The organism is Pseudomonas allokribbensis (assembly GCF_014863605.1).
GTDB lineage: Bacteria > Pseudomonadota > Gammaproteobacteria > Pseudomonadales > Pseudomonadaceae > Aquipseudomonas > Aquipseudomonas allokribbensis.
The window spans coordinates 4,207,559-4,226,417 of sequence record NZ_CP062252.1 but is presented as its reverse complement, the minus strand read 5'-3'; the positions used below and the strand labels follow the sequence as shown (position 1 = coordinate 4,226,417).

At 61.2% G+C, this 18,859-nt stretch carries 13 protein-coding genes; 10 read left to right on the top strand and 3 right to left on the bottom strand.

Annotated elements, in window-relative coordinates; translation table 11 throughout:
* Positions 1–57 precede the first annotated feature (57 nt).
* The 7 genes from IF199_RS19260 to IF199_RS19230 all read left to right on the top strand — a co-directional run bounded on the left by IF199_RS19260 (position 58) and on the right by IF199_RS19230 (position 11,823).
* On the top strand, positions 58–1,785 hold the full coding sequence (locus IF199_RS19260) for an autotransporter assembly complex protein TamA (RefSeq protein ID WP_096822293.1): 1,728 nt from the start codon (positions 58–60) through the stop codon (positions 1,783–1,785).
* A complete protein-coding gene (locus IF199_RS19255) occupies positions 1,782–5,456 on the top strand; it encodes a translocation/assembly module TamB domain-containing protein (protein ID WP_192558421.1) in 3,675 nt (1,224 codons plus the stop codon). The genes IF199_RS19260 and IF199_RS19255 overlap by 4 nt, the downstream gene beginning before the upstream one ends.
* Positions 5,457–5,574: 118 nt before the next feature.
* The gene (locus IF199_RS19250; RefSeq protein ID WP_192558420.1) at positions 5,575–6,897 is read left to right on the top strand and encodes a hypothetical protein; all 1,323 of its coding nucleotides are present in this window, start codon (positions 5,575–5,577) and stop codon (positions 6,895–6,897) included.
* 155 nt (positions 6,898–7,052) lie between these two features.
* On the top strand, positions 7,053–7,535 hold the full coding sequence (locus IF199_RS19245; protein ID WP_192558419.1) for a MarR family winged helix-turn-helix transcriptional regulator: 483 nt from the start codon (positions 7,053–7,055) through the stop codon (positions 7,533–7,535).
* Complete coding sequence (locus tag IF199_RS19240) at positions 7,525–8,994, top strand: efflux transporter outer membrane subunit (protein WP_192558418.1); 1,470 nt, start codon at positions 7,525–7,527, stop codon at positions 8,992–8,994. The genes IF199_RS19245 and IF199_RS19240 overlap by 11 nt, the downstream gene beginning before the upstream one ends.
* A gap of 15 nt (positions 8,995–9,009) precedes the next feature.
* The gene (locus IF199_RS19235) at positions 9,010–10,212 is read left to right on the top strand and encodes an HlyD/EmrA/EmrK family protein (protein WP_096822288.1); all 1,203 of its coding nucleotides are present in this window, start codon (positions 9,010–9,012) and stop codon (positions 10,210–10,212) included.
* Between the two features lie 81 nt (positions 10,213–10,293).
* Positions 10,294–11,823 carry a DHA2 family efflux MFS transporter permease subunit gene (locus tag IF199_RS19230; RefSeq protein ID WP_096822287.1) on the top strand — a complete coding sequence of 510 codons (1,530 nt, stop codon included), beginning with the start codon at positions 10,294–10,296 and terminating at the stop codon, positions 11,821–11,823.
* 40 nt (positions 11,824–11,863) lie between these two features.
* Here the strand turns inward: IF199_RS19230 and lpxH are convergent, their stop codons facing one another.
* Positions 11,864–12,619: a UDP-2,3-diacylglucosamine diphosphatase gene (gene lpxH / locus IF199_RS19225; protein WP_192558417.1), complete on the bottom strand. Its 756-nt coding sequence runs from the start codon at positions 12,617–12,619 to the stop codon at positions 11,864–11,866.
* Positions 12,616–13,122: a peptidylprolyl isomerase gene (locus IF199_RS19220; RefSeq protein WP_096822285.1), complete on the bottom strand. Its 507-nt coding sequence runs from the start codon at positions 13,120–13,122 to the stop codon at positions 12,616–12,618. The genes lpxH and IF199_RS19220 overlap by 4 nt, the downstream gene beginning before the upstream one ends.
* 252 nt (positions 13,123–13,374) lie before the next feature.
* Here IF199_RS19220 and IF199_RS19215 point away from each other — a divergent pair, with 252 nt between their 5' ends.
* The 3 genes from IF199_RS19215 (at position 13,375) to IF199_RS19205 (ending at position 17,859) form a co-directional block, all read left to right on the top strand.
* On the top strand, positions 13,375–15,075 hold the full coding sequence (locus IF199_RS19215) for a glutamine--tRNA ligase/YqeY domain fusion protein (RefSeq protein WP_096822284.1): 1,701 nt from the start codon (positions 13,375–13,377) through the stop codon (positions 15,073–15,075).
* A gap of 20 nt (positions 15,076–15,095) precedes the next feature.
* Complete coding sequence (gene cysS, locus IF199_RS19210; RefSeq protein WP_096822283.1) at positions 15,096–16,478, top strand: cysteine--tRNA ligase; 1,383 nt, start codon at positions 15,096–15,098, stop codon at positions 16,476–16,478.
* A 172-nt stretch (positions 16,479–16,650) separates the two neighbouring features.
* Positions 16,651–17,859 carry an MFS transporter gene (locus IF199_RS19205; RefSeq protein ID WP_192558416.1) on the top strand — a complete coding sequence of 403 codons (1,209 nt, stop codon included), beginning with the start codon at positions 16,651–16,653 and terminating at the stop codon, positions 17,857–17,859.
* Between the two features lie 66 nt (positions 17,860–17,925).
* Here the strand turns inward: IF199_RS19205 and IF199_RS19200 are convergent, their stop codons facing one another.
* Positions 17,926–18,798: an undecaprenyl-diphosphate phosphatase gene (locus IF199_RS19200; RefSeq protein ID WP_096822281.1), complete on the bottom strand. Its 873-nt coding sequence runs from the start codon at positions 18,796–18,798 to the stop codon at positions 17,926–17,928.
* Positions 18,799–18,859 lie beyond the last annotated feature (61 nt).

Here is an 18,859-nt window from a genome sequence, read left to right as displayed (position 1 = left end):
TTTTTGGGAAGTTTCCTGTTCTATCACGCTCCCAAGCCCGTGATAGCATCCGCGCCTATGAAGTTTCCAGGAAGATTTACCAGTGGCGTGCTCATGCTGTTAACCAGCTGCGCGGCGCTGGCGCAAAGTGAATTGGATGTGCGGATCAAACCGTCCAACGATGAACTCAAAGCCAATATAGAAGGCTATATCGGCAGCCTCGGCGATCGTGACGAAGAAGCCTTGCAGCGCTTCAGTCGCGGCGCCGAAGAGCAGGCGCGCAAGGCCGCCCAGGCTTTGGGCTACTACCAGCCGCACATCGAGAGTGACGTGAAGGGCGGCGAAAAACCGCGCCTGGTGCTGAACATCGATCCCGGCGAGCCGATTCGCCTGCGCAATGTCACCGTGCGTGTCGACGGACCCGCTGCCGCCCTCAAAGCCTTTCGTGTACCGAAAAGCGACGTGCTCAAGCCCGGCGCCGTGCTCAACCATGGTCGTTACGAAGACGCCAAGCGCTTGATCCAGAATCAAGCGTCGCGCTATGGCTTCTTCAGTGGCCGTTTCACCAGCCAGAAATTGATGGTCGATCCCCGCGCCGGGGTCGCCGATGTTGAATTGATCTACGAAAGCGGCCCGCGTTATGCGCTGGGCAAAGTCAGTTTCGCGGGCGATACGCCGTTCGACGAAGACCTGCTGCAACGCATGGTGCCGTTCAAGGCTGGCGAACCCTACGACTCGGAACTGATCGCCGAACTCAATCGCGACCTGCAATCGAGCGGTTATTTCGAAGGCGTGCGGGTCGATGCCGCACCGACCGCCGCGAAAAACGATGTGATCCCGGTGGACGTCAAACTCGAAACCCGCAAGCCGCGCACCATGGGCCTCGGCCTCGGTTATTCCACCGACGTCGGCCCGCGAATCAAGGCCAACTGGACCCGCCATTGGGTCAACCCGCAAGGCGACAGCTACGGCTGGGAAGCCGAACTCTCGGCGCCACGGCAGAACGTCGGCCTGTTCTATGACATTCCGCTGGACCCGCCGCTGACCGACAAACTGCGCTGGGCCGGTGGTTATCAGTACGAAAATATCGACGGCTCCGACACCCTGAGCAAACTGCTGACCTTCGGCCCTGAGTGGCACAGCAAGTTGCCCAGTGGCTGGCAGCGGGTGATTTCGCTGAAATGGCAGCGTGAGGAATATCAACTGGGCGACGACTCCGGTCTCAGCAACCTGTTGATGCCCGGTGTCAGCTATTCCTACCTCAAGAGCGACAACCGCATCGACCCACACAATGGTTATCGCCTGACGTTTGAATCCAAGGTGGCCAAGGAAGGTCTGGCTTCGGACACCAACCTTTTATATGGCACCGCATTGATCAAAGGCCTGACCACGGTATTCGACAATCACCGTTTCCTCGGGCGGGTGCAGGTCGGCGGCAGCGCCACCAACGGTTATAAATCCGTACCACCGTCGCTGCGTTTCTTCGCCGGTGGCGATCAGAGCGTGCGCGGTTACGACTATCAGAGCCTGTCCCCGGAAAACGCCGAGGGCGACCGCATCGGCGGGCGCTACATGATTGCCGGCAGCGTCGAATATCAATACTCGATCGCTGAAAAATGGCGGATTGCGACCTTCGTCGACCAGGGCAACTCCTTCAACAAACTCGAACTGCCGAACCTCAAGACCGGGGTCGGTATCGGTGTGCGCTGGGTTTCGCCGGTGGGGCCGATCCGCCTCGACCTGGCTCACGCGCTGGACGACGATGGCGGCATCCGGCTGCACTTTTCCATGGGGCCTGAGCTGTGAAGCGTGGTTTGAAAATTTCGGCGTTGGCGCTGTTGTCGCTGGTGCTGCTGATTGTATTGAGCGTTACCGCTGTGCTCGGAACGCAGGCCGGCAGCCGTTGGGTGCTGGGGCTGGTTCCGGGTTTGAGCGTCGACAACTTCCAGGGTCGCCTGGGAGGGCAGTGGAGCGCCGATCATTTGCTCTGGCAGCAGGACGGCAGCCGCGTCGAGCTCAACAAGGCGATTTTCGAATGGTCGCCGCTGTGCCTGACACGCATGACGCTGTGCATCGAACAGCTCAAGGCCGATCAGGTCATTCTGCAATTCCCGCCCGGCGAAGAAACCACCGAAAGCGGTCCGATCAAACTGCCGGACCTGCAATTGCCGGTGGCCATCGAACTGGGTGACGTACAAGTCGGCAGCCTGTTGTTCAACGGCAGCGAACAGCTCAAAGGCCTGCAACTCGCGGCACACTGGACTGCCAAGGGCATGCAGATCGACAGCGTGAAACTGCAACGCGACGACCTGAGCCTGAATCTGTCCGGCCTGTTGCAGCCCACCGGTAACTGGCCGCTAAACATCGCCGGTGATCTGACCCTACCGTCTCCGGGCACCGGCCCATGGACGCTGGCACTCAAAATCGACGGTGATCTGCTCAAGACCCTGAACCTGCACGCCGACAGCCGTGGCTACCTCGACGGCCAGTTGAGCGGCGAGCTGCAACCGCTGGCGGAAAACCTGCCGGCCAAGGTGCGCATCACCTCGGATGCGTTCAAACCGAGCGCCGACCTGCCGGACACTCTGCAACTCAATCAACTGGTATTGACCGGCGAAGGCGACCTGAAAAATGGTTACCAACTCCTCGGCAATGCGACGTTGCCTGCCGATAAAGGCCCGGTAGCGCTGTTGCTCAAAGGCAAGGTTGACGCCAAGGGTGCGCAAATCGCTGGCCTCGACCTGACGGCCAATGACAAGCAAAGCCTCAAGCTCACTGGCAATGTCGATTGGAGCAAAGGCCTCAGCGCCCAGGCCAACATCAATTGGCAGGATTTCCCGTGGCATCGGCTCTATTCCGAGATCGACGAGCCGCAAGTCGCCTTGCGCACGTTCACCGGCGAAGTCTCCTACACCGACGGCCAATACCTCGGCAATTTCGCCGCCGCGCTGGATGGCCCGGCGGGGGCGTTCAGCCTGAGCAGTCCGTTCAGCGGCAACCTCAAGCAGATCTTCCTGCCGCAATTCAAACTCGAAGCGGGGCAGGGCAAGGCTGAAGGGCATGTGAACGTGCAGTTCGCCGACGGCATTGCCTGGGACACTGCGCTGGAGTTGTCCGCGCTCAACCCGGCGTACTGGATGGCGGAGCTGCCGGGCACCTTGGCCGGGCCACTGAAAAGCACGGGCGAAATGAAGAACGAGCGCCTGAGCCTCAACGCTGACCTCGACCTCAAAGGCAAACTGCGTGGGCAACCGGCGGTGCTGCAAGCCAAGGCTGACGGCGCGGGCGAGCAGTGGAATCTGAATGCCCTGCAAATCCGCCTCGGCGACAACAGCATCAATGGCAAGGGCAGCCTGCAACAGAAGCTCACCGGGCAGATCGACATCAAGCTGCCGCGTCTGGCCCAGCTCTGGCCGCAGCTGCGCGGGCAGATCAACGGTCGGGTCGATGTCGCCGGCACGTTGAAAGCACCGCAAGGCAAGCTCGATTTGCAAGGCTCGCAACTGGTGTTCCAGGACAATCGCCTGCAAAGCCTCAACCTCGACGCCACCCTCGACAGCGCGCAACGGGCGAAAATCGACTTGAAGGGCAGCGGCATTCAGGCCGGCGACACGTCGCTGGGCACCCTGACCGCCAGCGCTCAGGGCGATATCAAAAATCAGAAGCTCACTCTCGACCTGCTCGGACCGAAGCTGAAACTCGCGCTGGGCCTGGACGGCAATCTGGACAAAGGCAACTGGCGCGGGCGTCTGGCCAGCGGCGACATTCAGGCCGGCGGTCAGGACTGGAAGCTGCAAAACCCGGCCAAACTCGAACGTCTGGCCGACGGCAAGATCAACTTCGGCGCCCATTGCTGGATGTCCGGCAATGCCAGCCTGTGCGGCGAAGACCAGCGGTTGATGCCGGAGCCGAAGCTGCGTTACCACCTCAAGCAATTCCCGATCGAAAGCCTGGCGCAATGGCTGCCCAAGGATTTCGCCTGGCAGGGCAAGCTCAATGCCGACCTGCAACTGGACCTGCCGGCCAGCGGCCCGAACGGCCAGATCAGCGTCGATGCCAGCGGCGGCACTTTGCGCATGAAGGAAAAGGACCAGTGGCTGGACTTCCCGTACCAGACCCTGAAGCTCACCAGCAAACTCACGCCGAAACGCATCGACACCGACCTCAATTTCGTCGGTGGCAAACTCGGTGAACTGATGGTGCAGGCGCAACTCAATCCACTGCCGAAGAACAAACCGTTGAATGGCTCGTTCCGCCTCAGCGGGCTGGACCTGTCGGTGGCGCGGCCGTTTGTGCCGATGGTCGAGAAACTCACCGGACGCCTGAACGGCAGCGGCACGATTTCCGGTGGATTGCTTGCGCCGCTGGTCAACGGCACTGTGCAACTCAGTGACGGTGAAGTGTCCGGTCCGGAACTGCCGCTGGAGTTGCAGGCACTGCAACTGCAAGCGGTGATCGCCGGGGAAACCGTGCAATTGAACGGCGGCTGGAAAAGCGGCAAGGCCGGGCAGGGCAGCCTCAGCGGCAACGTCGCCTGGGGTCAGGCGCTGGTGGTGGATCTGGCGCTCAAGGGCACGCAATTGCCGGTCACCGTCGAGCCCTACGCCAAGCTTGAAGTGGCGCCGGACTTGAAGATTTCCATGGCTGGCGATGAGCTGGCGATTGCCGGCAAGGTGCTGGTGCCCAGAGGCGAAATCACCGTGCGCGAACTGCCGCCATCGACGGTGAAAGTCTCCGATGACACGATCATCGTCGGTGCGCAGACCGAAGAGGGCAAACCGCCGCTGGCCATGAAGATGGACATCGACGTGGTGGTCGGTGAGGACAAGCTGAGCTTTGCCGGATTCGGCCTGACCGCCAATCTGCAAGGTCACGTGCACATCGGCGACAACCTGGACACCCGTGGCGAGCTGTGGCTCAACGACGGTAAATACCGCGCCTACGGCCAGCGCCTGACAGTGCGCCGCGCGCGTCTGCTGTTTGCCGGGCCGATCGATCAGCCGTATCTGGACATCGAAGCGATCCGCCAGACCGACGACGTGATCGCCGGTATTCGCCTGAGCGGCAGCGCCGAGCAGCCGACCACGCAGATCTTCTCCGAGCCGGCGATGAGCCAGGAGCAGGCGTTGTCCTATCTGGTGCTGGGGCGTCCGCTGAGCACCACCGGCGAGGACAACAACATGCTCGCGCAAGCGGCGCTCGGTCTGGGCCTGATGGGCAGTTCCGGGGTCACCAGCGGTCTGGCCAAGGACCTGGGGATTCAGGATTTCCAGCTCGACACCCAGGGCAGCGGCAACACCACCAGCGTGGTGGCCAGCGGCAATATCTCCGAGAAGCTCAGCTTGCGTTACGGCGTCGGCGTGTTCGAACCGGCCAACACCATCGCCTTGCGCTACAAGCTGAGCAAAAAGGTCTACCTGGAAGCCGCCAGCGGCGTGGCCAGTTCGCTGGATATCTTCTACAAGCGGGACTTCTAGACCGCATTCCTACAGAGCCGGTTCGTGTCACCACGATCCGGCTCTTTTTTGATGTATTAGACTGATCTCAGCTTGATGGCTGCAAAGTGCGGCTGCCCGAAACGCCCCGGGGGCGCCTATGGTCCGTTTGAGTATGGTCTTGCTCGGTAACGACTTTGTCCGCCGGCGCTGGTCAGCACTGGCGCTGACCGGCGTTGTCTGGGGCGCGGCCGGCGTGGCCATTTTCATCGATGCGCTGGACGGCGTTCTGTATTTCCCGCTGCATGTGTTCGGCTATCTGTTGTTGCTCGAAGCCCTGATCATTCTGCTGGTGCCGGCCCCGCAAGCTGGCACCGCGGCGGTTTTGCACAGGGCGCGGGGCCTGGCTTTTCTGCTGCTGGGGCTGCTGATCGTCGACCGGCAACATGTCGCCGGGGTGATTCTCGCGGTGCTGTTCGGTGTGGCTTTTCTGCTCGACGGCGGTTTTCGCCTGGCGGCTGCGGTGGTGGTGCGCTTTGTCGGTTGGCAGGTGTCACTGCTGGTGGCGCTGTTCGAGATTGGCTTCGCGTTGTTCCTCCTCGAACCGTACCCGACGCTTTACAAGGGGACAGTGCCGTTCTGCATTGGCATGAGCATCTTTCTCTCGGGTTGTGCCTTGTTGCAGCAGGCGTTCCGGTTCAAGAACGGGCAGTCACCGGTGATGCCTTCTCTGGTCGATGCGCCTGCCTATAAGGGTGCGCTGGTGATCCATGTCTGGACCCCCAGCGGCACCGTTGACGACACCCTTGTGCGCAACCGGCTGCTCAACCGTTATATCGCTGCAGTCGACATCAACGGCGTCATCTCCGCCGGCCACGCGGCACTGGAATGTGGGCCGGACCTCTACATCAGCCATTACCCGCTGGACGACATCGATCGTTCGGCGGGGGATTTCGTGCGGTTGCTGCGGGCAACACCGAACAACGATGTCCCAGGCAGGTTTCTGCAGGATTATGCGAGCGAGGTTGCCGACTGGTGTCCGTCCTCGGTTCAGGTCAGTTTCGTGCATTTCGACGCGGCACGGCTTCAGGCGTTCTGGACGGATTATCGGCAGGACACCACCTACAACCTCACCAGCCGCAACTGTTCGAGTGCCGTCGCGCATAGCCTGGAAGCGGCGCTGGAAGGCGCGATGAACCGGGGCCATTCGAGCATGCTGGATTTTGCCCGGGTCATCATCAGTCCTGAATTCTGGGTCGCGGCCCAGGTGCGCAAGCGCGCCGAGGCGATGGCCTGGACGCCGGGGTTGCTGCTCGATTACGTGTGGGCGCTGCATGCTGCCATCGAGCCGACGCCGCCGGGCTGGCACAGTATTTATGCGGTAGTCAAACGCGCCTGTGGTTATGCGGCAACTGCTTTGCGTGGGCGGGAAGTCCATCCCCTTCACCCGCCATCGATGAATCATCCCTCTGACAAATCCTGAGCGTGATCCGCGCGCAATGCGCCCTTGTTCAGCCACGCTCGCCCAGCCATTTATCCGCCAATTACAAAGCAACCTAACTATTACGTTGACATTCGCTGCCTAGGCAGTAACATCTCGACATACATTCACTGCCTAGGCAGTTATTAGGTGAGCACATGAAGCATTTCACCCCCGACGAATTCAAGCATTGCCATCTCGGCCTGTTGCTCGGCCGTGCGGCCTTGCTCAAGGACAAGATCATCGACACCCACATGGAACCCCACGGCATCACTGCCGCGCAGTTCAAGGTGTTGATCATCATGGCCCAGTTCGGCGTCGATACCCCGGCCGAGCTGTGCCGGCACCTGTCGCTGGACAGCGGTTCGATGACCCGCATGCTCGACCGCCTGGAGCAGAAAGGTTTCCTGATTCGCCAACGCAGCGAAGGCGATCGCCGTCAGGTGCAACTGAAACTCACCGAACAAGGCCAGCAACTGGCCGATCGCCTGCCGCACATCGGTGCCGACGCCATGAACGAACTGGCCGGCGCCGTGACCCCGGACGAGTTGAAAACTCTGGAATACATCCTCAAGAAAATTTTGCTGGCGGCCGGTGACCCGATCACCCTCCAGCGGTTAGGTGAACACAATGAGCGGTAAAACCTTGCGCAGCAGCCTGACACTGGTGCTGTCGGCGATGATCCTCGCCGGTTGCGCCAACTACAGTGGCCTCGATACCCAAGGCGCCAGCCTCGACGCGAAAACCCTGAAGACCGGTCAGTCGCTCAATGGCGTCACTCTGTCCCAGGCCGCTTGGCCGAAGAGCGATTGGTGGACCAGCCTCGGCGATCCGCAGCTCGACGGTCTGATCCGCGAAGCCCTGCACGACAGCCCGGACATGCAGATCGCCGACGCCCGCGCCCATCAGGCCAGCGCCGCTGCATATGCCGCCGATGCCGAGCGCTACCCGACCCTCGACGCCAGCGCCGGCATTACGCGCTCGCGCCTGGCCAAGGATCAGGACCCGCGAGGGCAGGGCGACGCCTACGCCACTACGCGCAATATCAGCGCCGGCTTCAATTACAACTTCGACCTCTGGGGCGGTCAGCGTGACGCCTGGGAAGCCGCACTCGGCCAGGCTCGCGCGGCTGAAGTCGACCGTCAGGCCGCGCAACTGACCCTCGCCGCCGACGTGGCCCGGGCCTACAGCGATCTGGGTCAGGCGCACATCGTTTATGACCTGGCGACCGAAGACCTCAAGCGCACCAAACAGATGCTCGATCTGAGCCAGCGTCGTTTGAGCTCCGGGATCGACAGCCAGTACCAGTTCCAGCAGACCCAAAGCCTGGAAGCCAGCTCCGAAGCCAGCCTGATCGACGCCGAAAAGCGCCTGAACAGCGCCAAAATCGCTCTGGCCGTATTGCTCGGTAAAGGCCCGGATCGCGGCAACGAAATCGCCCGACCGAAAGTCCTGCAAGCCAGTGCCGTAGCGCTGCCGTCTGTTCTGCCGGCGGAACTGCTGGGCCGTCGCCCGGATCTGGTCGCCGCACGCTGGCGTGTCGAGGCCGCGAGCAAGGACATCGACTCGGCCAAGACCCGCTTCTATCCCAACCTGAACCTTACGGCGTCCGCCGGTGCCGAATCGTTATTGGGTGACGCGATGTTCGGGTCCGCCAGCCGCTTCTTCAACATCGCTCCGACCATTTCGCTGCCGATCTTCGACGGTGGACGCTTGCGCGCCAACCTCGATGCACGCGACGCCGACTACGACCTGGCCGTGGCGCTGTACAACAAAAGCCTGGTGAAAGCCTTGGGCGATGTCAGCGACACGATCAACCAGTTGCGTGACATCGGCCGGCAGATCGGCGCCCAGCAGCACGCGACCGACATTGCTCAGGATTCTTACAACACCGTGGTCCAGCGTTACGGTTCCGGCATCGGCAACTACCTGGACGTGCTCAGCATCGAGCAGCAATTGCTGCAGGCCCAGCGTCAGCTGGCCAACCTGAATGCCGAGCAGATCGACCTGTCGATTCAACTGATGCAAGCGCTGGGTGGCGGCTTTCAGGGGCAAACCCTGACCACTGCCAACGCCAGCCCAGCCACCACGCACAACTAATTCAAGGTATTTGTCATGGCCACTGCCGAAAACACTCAAGCTCAAGACAACACCCCCGACACCGGCAATCCGCGCAAACGCAAAGTGATGCTGGTGGTGCTGGCCGTTGTGGTTGCCCTCGCCGGTGCCGGCGTCTGGGCGTATCACGAATTCGTCGGGCGCTGGAACGAAAGCACCGACGACGCCTACGTCAACGGCAACGTCGTTGAAATCACTCCGCTGGTCACCGGCACCGTGGTCAGCATCGGCGCCGACGATGGCGATCTGGTTCACGAAGGTCAGGTGCTGATCAACTTCGACCCGAACGACGCCGAAGTCGGTCTGCAAAGTGCCCAGGCCAAACTGGCGCGTACCGTGCGTCAGGTTCGCGGTCTGTACAGCAACGTTGACGGCATGAAAGCCCAGGTTAACGCGCAACAGGCTAACGTGCAGAAAGCCCAGGACAACTTCAATCGCCGGAAAAACCTCGCCGCCGGCGGCGCGATTTCCCAAGAAGAACTGTCCCACGCTCGCGACGACCTGACCTCGGCGCAAAACGCCCTGGCCAACGCCCAGCAGCAACTGAAAACCACCAGCGCGCTGGTCGATGACACCGTGGTGTCGTCGCACCCGGACGTGATGTCGGCCGCTGCCGATCTGCGCCAGGCCTACCTGACCAACGCTCGCAGCACGCTGATTGCGCCGGTCACCGGTTACGTTGCCAAGCGCACCGTGCAACTCGGCCAGCGCGTGCAGCCGGGCACCGCGCTGATGGCGGTGATCCCGCTGGATCAACTGTGGATCGACGCCAACTTCAAGGAAACCCAGCTGCGTGACATGCGCATCGGTCAGCCGGTGGACATCGAATCCGACATCTACGGCAGCGACGTGAAATTCAGCGGCACCGTGGACAGCCTCGGTGCGGGCACCGGCAGCGCGTTCGCACTGTTGCCGGCGCAGAACGCCACCGGTAACTGGATCAAGATCGTGCAACGAGTACCGGTGCGGATTCACGTCAATGCCGAAGAACTGGCCAAGCATCCGCTGCGCGTCGGTCTGTCGACCAATGTCGAGGTCAACCTGCATGACCAGAGCGGCCCGGTACTGGCCCAGCAGCCGCCGCAACAGGCCTCGTTCAGCACCAGCGTCTACGACCGCCAACTGGGTGAAGCCGACGCGATGATCGCCCAACTGATCCACGACAACAGCGCTGCGGTCAGCAAGACCGCGCAACGCTGATTCGCCAATCCCTTCGCCGCGCCCCGTAACGGGCGCGGCGCCCGTCCCCGCTCCAAAAAATTCGGCTCCAAAGGATTCGCGATGAGCAATAACGCCTCTTTTTCGCCGCCCAGCCTGTTGCTCAGCACCATCGGCCTGTCGCTGGCGACCTTCATGCAAGTGCTCGACACCACCATCGCCAACGTGGCGCTGCCGACCATTTCCGGCAACCTCGGCGTGAGTTCGGAGCAGGGCACCTGGGTCATTACCTCCTTCGCCGTGAGCAACGCCATCGCGCTGCCGCTCACCGGCTGGCTGAGCCGGCGTTTCGGCGAGGTGAAGCTGTTTCTCTGGGCGACCATGCTGTTTGTGCTGGCCTCGTTCCTCTGCGGTATTTCCACCTCGATGCCTGAACTGATCGGCTTCCGTGTCCTGCAAGGGCTGGTGGCCGGGCCGTTGTACCCGATGACCCAGACGCTGTTGATCGCGGTCTATCCGCCCGCCAGGCGAGGCATGGCCCTGGCGTTATTGGCGATGGTCACGGTGGTGGCGCCGATTGCCGGCCCGATTCTCGGCGGCTGGATCACCGACAGTTACAGCTGGCCGTGGATCTTCTTCATCAACGTGCCGATTGGCGTGTTCGCGGTGATGGTGGTGCGTTCGCAATTGGCGAAACGCCCCGTGGTCACCAGCCGTCAACCGATGGACTACGTCGGGCTGATCACGCTGATCATCGGCGTGGGTGCCTTGCAGGTGATCCTCGATAAGGGCAACGACCTGGACTGGTTCGAATCGAACTTCATCATCATTGGCGCGGCCATTTCGGTGATTGCCCTGGCGGTGTTCGTGATCTGGGAGATGACCGACCAGCATCCGGTGGTCAATCTGCGCCTGTTCGCCCACCGCAACTTCCGCATCGGCACACTGGTGCTGGTGTTGGGTTACGCCGGGTTCTTCGGCATCAACCTGATCCTGCCGCAGTGGTTGCAGACCCAGATGGGCTACACCGCGACCTGGGCCGGGCTGGCGGTGGCGCCGATCGGGATTCTGCCGGTGGTGCTGTCACCGTTTGTCGGCAAGTACGCGCACAAGTTCGACCTGCGACTGCTGGCCGGGCTGGCGTTCCTGGCGATCGGACTGAGCTGCTTCATGCGCGCCGAATTCACCAACGAAGTGGACTTCCAGCACATCGCGCTGGTGCAACTGTTCATGGGGATTGGCGTGGCGCTGTTCTTCATGCCGACCCTGAGCATCCTGATGTCGGACCTGCCGCCGAGCCAGATTGCTGACGGCGCCGGTCTGGCGACGTTCCTGCGGACACTGGGCGGTAGCTTTGCAGCGTCGCTGACCACCTGGATCTGGATTCGCCGGGCGGATCAGCATCATGCCTACATGAGTGAAAGCATCAGCACCTATGAGCCGGCGACCCGGGAGGCGCTGAACAACCTGGGCGGGGCGGGTAATCCGGCGTATGCGCAGCTTGATCATGTGCTGACGAGTCAGGCGTACATGCTCTCCACCGTGGATTACTTCACGCTGCTGGGGTGGGGGTTTATGGGGTTGATCTTGATTGTTTGGCTGGCGAAGCCGCCGTTTGCTGCCAAGGCAGGCCCGGCGGCCAGCGGCCATTAAGTTTGCAAGATCGTTCCCACGCAGAGCGTGGGAGCGATCATCAAACGGTGGCAGGGGCGGGCAGTGAAGGCGGCGGTGCAAAATCAAACGGCGCCAACCCAAACCCGTTCTCATCCACCTGTAACGCCCAGCCCTGACGATCCCAATCCCCCAGCACAATCCGCTTCGCGGCCTGATCGCCGATCTGCAACTTGTGGATGGCCGGTCGGTGGGTATGCCCGTGAATCAGGGTTTTCACCCCGTATTCCTGCATGATCCGCGGAATTTCCTCCGGCGTGACATCGACGATGTCGTTGGCCTTCATCCGCGTCTGCGCCCGGCTTTCGCTGCGCAGTTTGCGCGCCAGTTTGTGGCGGGTGCGCAAGGGCAGGTTGCGCAGGATGAACAGGCTCAGCGGGTTGCGTAGATAGCGGCGCAGCTTCATATAGGCTTCGTCGCGGGTGCACAGGCTGTCGCCGTGCATCAGCAGCACCGGCTCGCCGTAAAACTGCACGACACTCGGATCCTTCAACAGCGTACAGCCGGCCTCTTTGCAGAAGGCCTTGCCGAGCATGAAGTCGCGATTGCCGTGCATCAGAAATATGGCCGTGCCGCTGTCGCTGAGTTCGCGCAGGGCCTGGCAGATGGAACGCTGGAAGGGGGTCATGGCATCGTCGCCAATCCACGCCTCGAAAAAGTCGCCCAGAATGTACAGCGCACTCGCCGAGCGGGCGCGTCCGGCGAGCAAATCCAGAAACGCCCGAGTAATGTCCGAGCGCTCCTCTTCCAGATGCAAGTCTGAAATCAGCAATATCACGCTTCGATGATCTCGGCTTTCTCGATGATCACGTCGTCGCTTGGTACGTCCTGGTGGCCAGCCTTGGAGCCGGTCGAGACTTTCTTGATGCTGTCGACAACATCAGTACCGGCGGTCACTTTACCGAATACCGCGTAGCCCCAGCCTTGAACGTTCTTGCCGCTGTGGTTCAGGAAGCTGTTGTCGGCCACGTTGATGAAGAACTGCGCGGAAGCCGAATGCGGCTCCATGGTGCGTGCCATGGCGATGGTGTACTTGTCGTTGGAAAGACCGTTGTCGGCTTCGTTCTGGATGCTTGGACGCTTGTCTTTCTTTTCCTTCATGCCTGGCTCGAAACCGCCGCCCTGGATCATGAAGTTACCGATGACACGGTGGAAAACGGTGTTTTCGTAGTGACCGGCTTTGACGTACTCGATGAAGTTGGCCACGGTGATCGGGGCCTTTTCAGCGTTCAGTTCGATGACGATGTCACCGTGGTTGGTGGTCAGTTTGACTTGAGTCATGGTCAGTACTCTTTATAAGGAATTCGTGGTTTTGGAGCCTCAGGCCCCGCAACCGGTTCAGCCTGCTTCGGCCAAGGTGCGCAGTTTAGCGTGACAGGCGCGAATTTCGAGGCTGTTTTTCAAATCCCTGCGATTAAATGCGCTCCTTTCTAAGGCCTGCTCTGTCAGCCCCTTGACAGCATCGGCTATGATAGCGGCTTTGTTTTGTCTGGCCCCTCTTTGCGGCCGCGCACATGTAAGTCAAGGATCCTAATGAGCAAGCCCACTGTCGACCCTACCTCGAATGCCAAGTCCGGCCCTGCCGTGCCGGTCAACTTCCTGCGGCCGATCATCCAGGCAGACCTGGACTCGGGCAAGCACACGCAGATCGTCACCCGTTTCCCGCCTGAGCCCAACGGCTACCTGCACATCGGCCACGCCAAGTCGATCTGCGTGAACTTCGGCCTGGCCCAGGAGTTCGGCGGCGTCACGCACCTGCGTTTCGACGACACCAACCCGGCCAAGGAAGACCAGGAATACATCGACGCGATCGAAAGCGACGTCAAATGGCTGGGCTTCGAGTGGTCCGGCGAAGTGCGCTACGCCTCGCAATACTTCGACCAGTTGCACGACTGGGCCGTTGAACTGATCAAGGCCGGCAAGGCCTACGTCGACGACCTGACGCCTGAACAGGCCAAGGAATACCGCGGCAGCCTGACCGAGCCGGGCAAGAACAGCCCGTTCCGCGACCGTTCGGTGGAAGAGAACCTGGACTGGTTCGCCCGCATGCGCGCCGGTGAGTTCCCGGACGGTGCCCGCGTACTGCGCGCCAAGATCGACATGGCCTCGCCGAACATGAACCTGCGCGACCCGATCATGTACCGCATCCGCCACGCCCATCACCATCAGACTGGTGACAAGTGGTGCATCTACCCGAACTACGACTTCACCCACGGTCAGTCGGACGCCATCGAAGGCATCACCCACTCGATCTGCACCCTGGAGTTCGAAAGCCATCGTCCGCTGTACGAGTGGTTCCTCGACGCACTGCCAGTGCCGGCGCACCCGCGTCAGTACGAATTCAGCCGTCTGAACCTGAACTACACCATCACCAGCAAGCGCAAGCTCAAGCAACTGGTCGATGAAAAGCACGTCAACGGCTGGGACGATCCGCGCATGTCCACGCTGTCGGGCTTCCGCCGTCGTGGCTACACCCCGGCGTCGATCCGCAGCTTCTGCGACATGATCGGCACCAACCGTTCCGACGGTGTGGTCGACTTCGGCATGCTCGAATTCAGCATCCGTCAGGATCTGGACGCGAACGCCCCGCGCGCCATGTGCGTGCTGCGTCCGTTGAAAGTCGTGATCACCAACTACCCGGAAGACCAGGTCGACAACCTCGAACTGCCACGTCATCCGCAGAAAGAAGAACTCGGCGTGCGCAAGCTGCCGTTCGCCCGTGAAATCTACATCGACCGCGATGACTTCATGGAAGAGCCGCCAAAGGGCTACAAGCGTCTGGAGCCGAACGGCGAAGTGCGTCTGCGCGGCAGCTACGTGATCCGTGCCGACGAAGCGATCAAGGACGCCGACGGCAACATCGTCGAACTGCGTTGCTCGTACGATCCGGACACCCTGGGCAAGAACCCTGAAGGCCGCAAGGTCAAGGGCGTGATCCACTGGGTGCCGGCCGCTGCCAGCATCGAGTGCGAAGTGCGTCTGTACGATCGCCTGTTCCGTTCTCCGAACCCGGAGAAGGCCGAGGACAGCGCGAGTTTCCTGGACAACATCAACCCTGACTCACTGCAAGTGCTGACCGGTTGTCGTGCCGAGCCTTCGCTGGGCAACGCACAGCCGGAAGACCGTTTCCAGTTCGAGCGCGAAGGCTACTTCGTCGCGGATATCAAGGACTCGAAACCAGGTCAGCCGGTATTCAACCGTACCGTGACCCTGCGTGATTCGTGGGGCCAGTGATCAAGTCTTAAGGAACCATCGTGCTTTCGATCTACAACACGCTCACCAAGAGCAAAGAAGTCTTCAAGCCGCTGGATGGCAACAAGGTGCGCATGTACGTCTGCGGGATGACCGTGTACGACTACTGCCACCTGGGCCATGGCCGCAGCATGGTCGCGTTCGACCTGGTGACCCGCTGGTTGCGGTTCAGCGGTTATGACCTGACCTACGTGCGCAACATCACCGACATCGACGACAAGATCATCAACCGGGCCAACGAGAACGGCGAGTCGTTCGAAGCGTTGACCGAGCGCATGATCGCGGCGATGCACGAAGACGAAGCGCGCCTGAACATCAAGAAGCCGGACATGGAGCCGCGCGCCACGGATCACATCCCAGGCATGCACGCGATGATCCAGACCCTGATCGACAAGGGTTACGCCTACGCCCCGGGCAATGGCGACGTGTACTACCGCGTCGGCAAGTTCATGGGTTACGGCAAGCTCTCGCGCAAGAAGATCGAAGACCTGCGCATCGGTGCGCGGATCGAGGTCGACGAAGCGAAGGAAGATCCGCTGGACTTCGTGCTGTGGAAAGGCGTCAAGCCGGGCGAGCCAAGCTGGGAATCACCGTGGGGCGCCGGGCGTCCGGGCTGGCACATCGAGTGCTCGGTGATGTCCACCTGCTGCCTCGGTGAGACCTTCGACATTCATGGCGGCGGCAGCGATCTCGAGTTCCCGCACCATGAAAACGAAATCGCCCAGAGCGAAGCGGCCACCGGCAAGACCTACGCCAACGCGTGGATGCATTGCGGCATGATCCGTATCAATGGCGAGAAGATGTCCAAGTCCTTGAACAACTTCTTCACCATTCGCGACGTGCTCGACAAGTACCACCCGGAAGTCGTGCGTTACCTGCTGGTGTCGAGCCACTACCGCAGCGCGATCAACTACTCGGAAGACAACCTCAAGGACGCCAAGGGCGCACTGGAGCGTTTCTACCACGCGTTGAAAGGCCTGCCGAACGTTGCTCCGGCTGGCGGCGAAGCGTTCGTCGAGCGTTTCACCACGGTGATGAACGACGACTTCGGCACGCCGGAAGCCTGCGCGGTGCTGTTCGAGATGGTGCGTGAGATCAACCGTCTGCGCGAGAGCGATCTCGATGCGGCGGCCGGTCTGGCGGCGCGCCTGAAAGAACTGGCCAGCGTGCTGGGTGTGTTGCAGCTCGAAGCCGATGACTTCCTGCAAGCCGGCGCCGAAGGGCGCGTGGATGCGGCTGAAGTCGACGCGCTGATCGCTGCACGTCTGGCGGCACGTGCCGGCAAGGACTGGGCCGAATCCGACCGCATCCGCGACCAGCTCACTGCCATGGGCGTGGTGCTGGAAGACGGCAAGGGCGGTACGACCTGGCGTCTGGCTGACTGATTGTTGTGATTGCTACAAACAAAACCCGCCTTGTGCGGGTTTTTGTTTTTCTGCTGTTCAGGCGGTGGTTGCTTTTGCTCTGCGCGTAGGTCTTGATGTCTGACGCGGCCAACATGGGCTGCAGCCCTTGCAGCGGGATGCTGGTCGGCGACGTTTATGGAATGGAGACATCATGGCAAACCACTATCGCGAACTCCTGACAACCCCCGGCGCAACGGGGTTGGTGCTCGCGAGTTCTATTGCGCGATTGCCGCAGGCAATGATCGGCATTGGCATCATTACCATGCTGGTGGAGCAAACCGGTGTCTACTGGCTGGCCGGTGCAGTCGCCGGTACGTTTACCCTCGCCAATGCACTGATCGGCCCGTACATCTCGAAACTCGTCGATCAGCGTGGCCAAAGCCGTGTGCTGCCTGTCGTGACGACGTTCAGCATCGGCATGCTGCTGGCGCTGATCTTCGCCGTCCATATGAGGGCGCCGGCGGCATTGTTTTTTATTCTGGCTGCATTGGCGGGCACCATGCCGAGCATGCCGTCGATGATCAGGGCACGCTGGACGCAATTGTTCCGGGGCAAGCCGCAGCTGCACACGGCGTTCTCTCTGGATACGGTGCTGACCGAACTCGCGTACATCGTCGGCCCACCCTTGGCGATCGGTTTGAGCGTGAGCTTCTTTGCCGAAGCCGGGCCGCTTGTCGCGGTCGGGCTACTGGCCGTCGGGGTGACGGCGTTTCTCCTGCAGCGTCAGACCGAACCCAAAGTTGTTGTGGGTCATACGCGGCATACGGGTTCAACCCTGCGGATTCCCGGCGTTCCCACCATCGTGCTGGCGCTGTTGGCGATGGGCGCAATCGGAGGCTCGATCGATGTCGCCGTTGTCGCCTTCGCCAATGCGCAAGGCTGGCCTGCCTCTGCGACCTTCATCCTCGCCGCCTATGCGTTCGGTTCACTGGTGGCGGGCCTGACGTTCGGTGCCTTGAGGGTTTCCCTGCCGATAGAAAAGCAGTTCTTTATCGGGATATTGGTCACGGCCATCACAGGCGTATTGCCGCTGTTCTCACCTGACGTTTATGTCCTCTCGGCGATGCTGTTTATCGCCGGCATATCGTTTGCGCCAACGATGGTCGTGGTCATGAAGCTGGGGACGATCATCATCCCGCCGTCGAGGATCACCGAAGGGCTGACATGGATGACCACTGGCATCAGCATCGGCGTCGCTCTGGGTGGCTTGCTCTCGGGTTTGATCATTGATGCCTATGGCGCTCGGGCCGGTTTCGGCGTCGCCATTTTCGCGGGGCTGGCGATGCTGGTAGTGGTGCTGGTCGGGCTGCGTACATTGGGGGCCGTATCCGCCACGAGTGCTGAACCGACCTGCCGGTAATGTGTGTTGTACGAAGCCAAAAAAACAAAACCCGCACCAGGCGGGTTTTGTTTTTTGTGGCGAGCCTTAGCTCAACAGCCCGGTGCTGACGGCGACGATCAGGAAAATCCCGAGCACTGCGCGGTAAATCACGAAAGGCCAGGTGGAGAACTTCTCCAGAAAGCGCATCAGACCCCAGATCGCGAAGAACGCCGAGATACTGGCCACCACCAGACCGAAGATCAGATGCGCCCAGGCTTGCGCCGGAAGTTGTGCATGGAACAACACCCACAACTCCTTCAACCCCGCCAGCGCGATGGCCGGCAATCCGAGCAGGAAGGAGAAGCGTGCCGCTTCTTCACGTTTGAAATTGAGGAACAGCGCCGCCGTCAGCGTTGAGCCGGAGCGCGAAACGCCCGGAATCAGCGCTCCGATTTGCGCAATACCAACGATCAGCGCATCACGCAAACGCATTTCGCCCACTGTGCGACGGTGGCGGCACGTGAGCTCGGCGATTGCCAGCAGAATCGCCATCACCACACAGGAAATCCCGATCACCATCAAACCGCGCAACGGCGAGTTGCAGGCGTTGAGCGTCGAGGACAAGGCCAGGCCTGCAATACCGATGGGAATGGTCGCCAGTACGATGGCCACCGCCAGGATGAACCACTGATTGTTGAAATCGCGCTGCCGCACAGCCTCGACACTGCCGCTGACAACCTGCCTCACGTCTCGCCAGAAGTAACTGATGACCGCCGCCAGTGCAGCCATCTGCATGGCGGCGGAAAACGCCGAGCCGGGATCCGGCCAGCCGAGCAGGGCCGGGACGATGCGCATGTGGGCGGTGGAGGAAACGGGCAATAACTCGGTGATGCCTTGAATGATGCCGAGGATGCCGATTTGCAGGTAATCGAGAGAGGCAAAGCCGGTATCAAGGCCGGTGGTGCAGATGTTGGTCAAAGAGCGTGTCCTGTGAGGGGCAGGAGGAGGGAGGTGTCTGGATCAAAGGTATGCAGCGAAA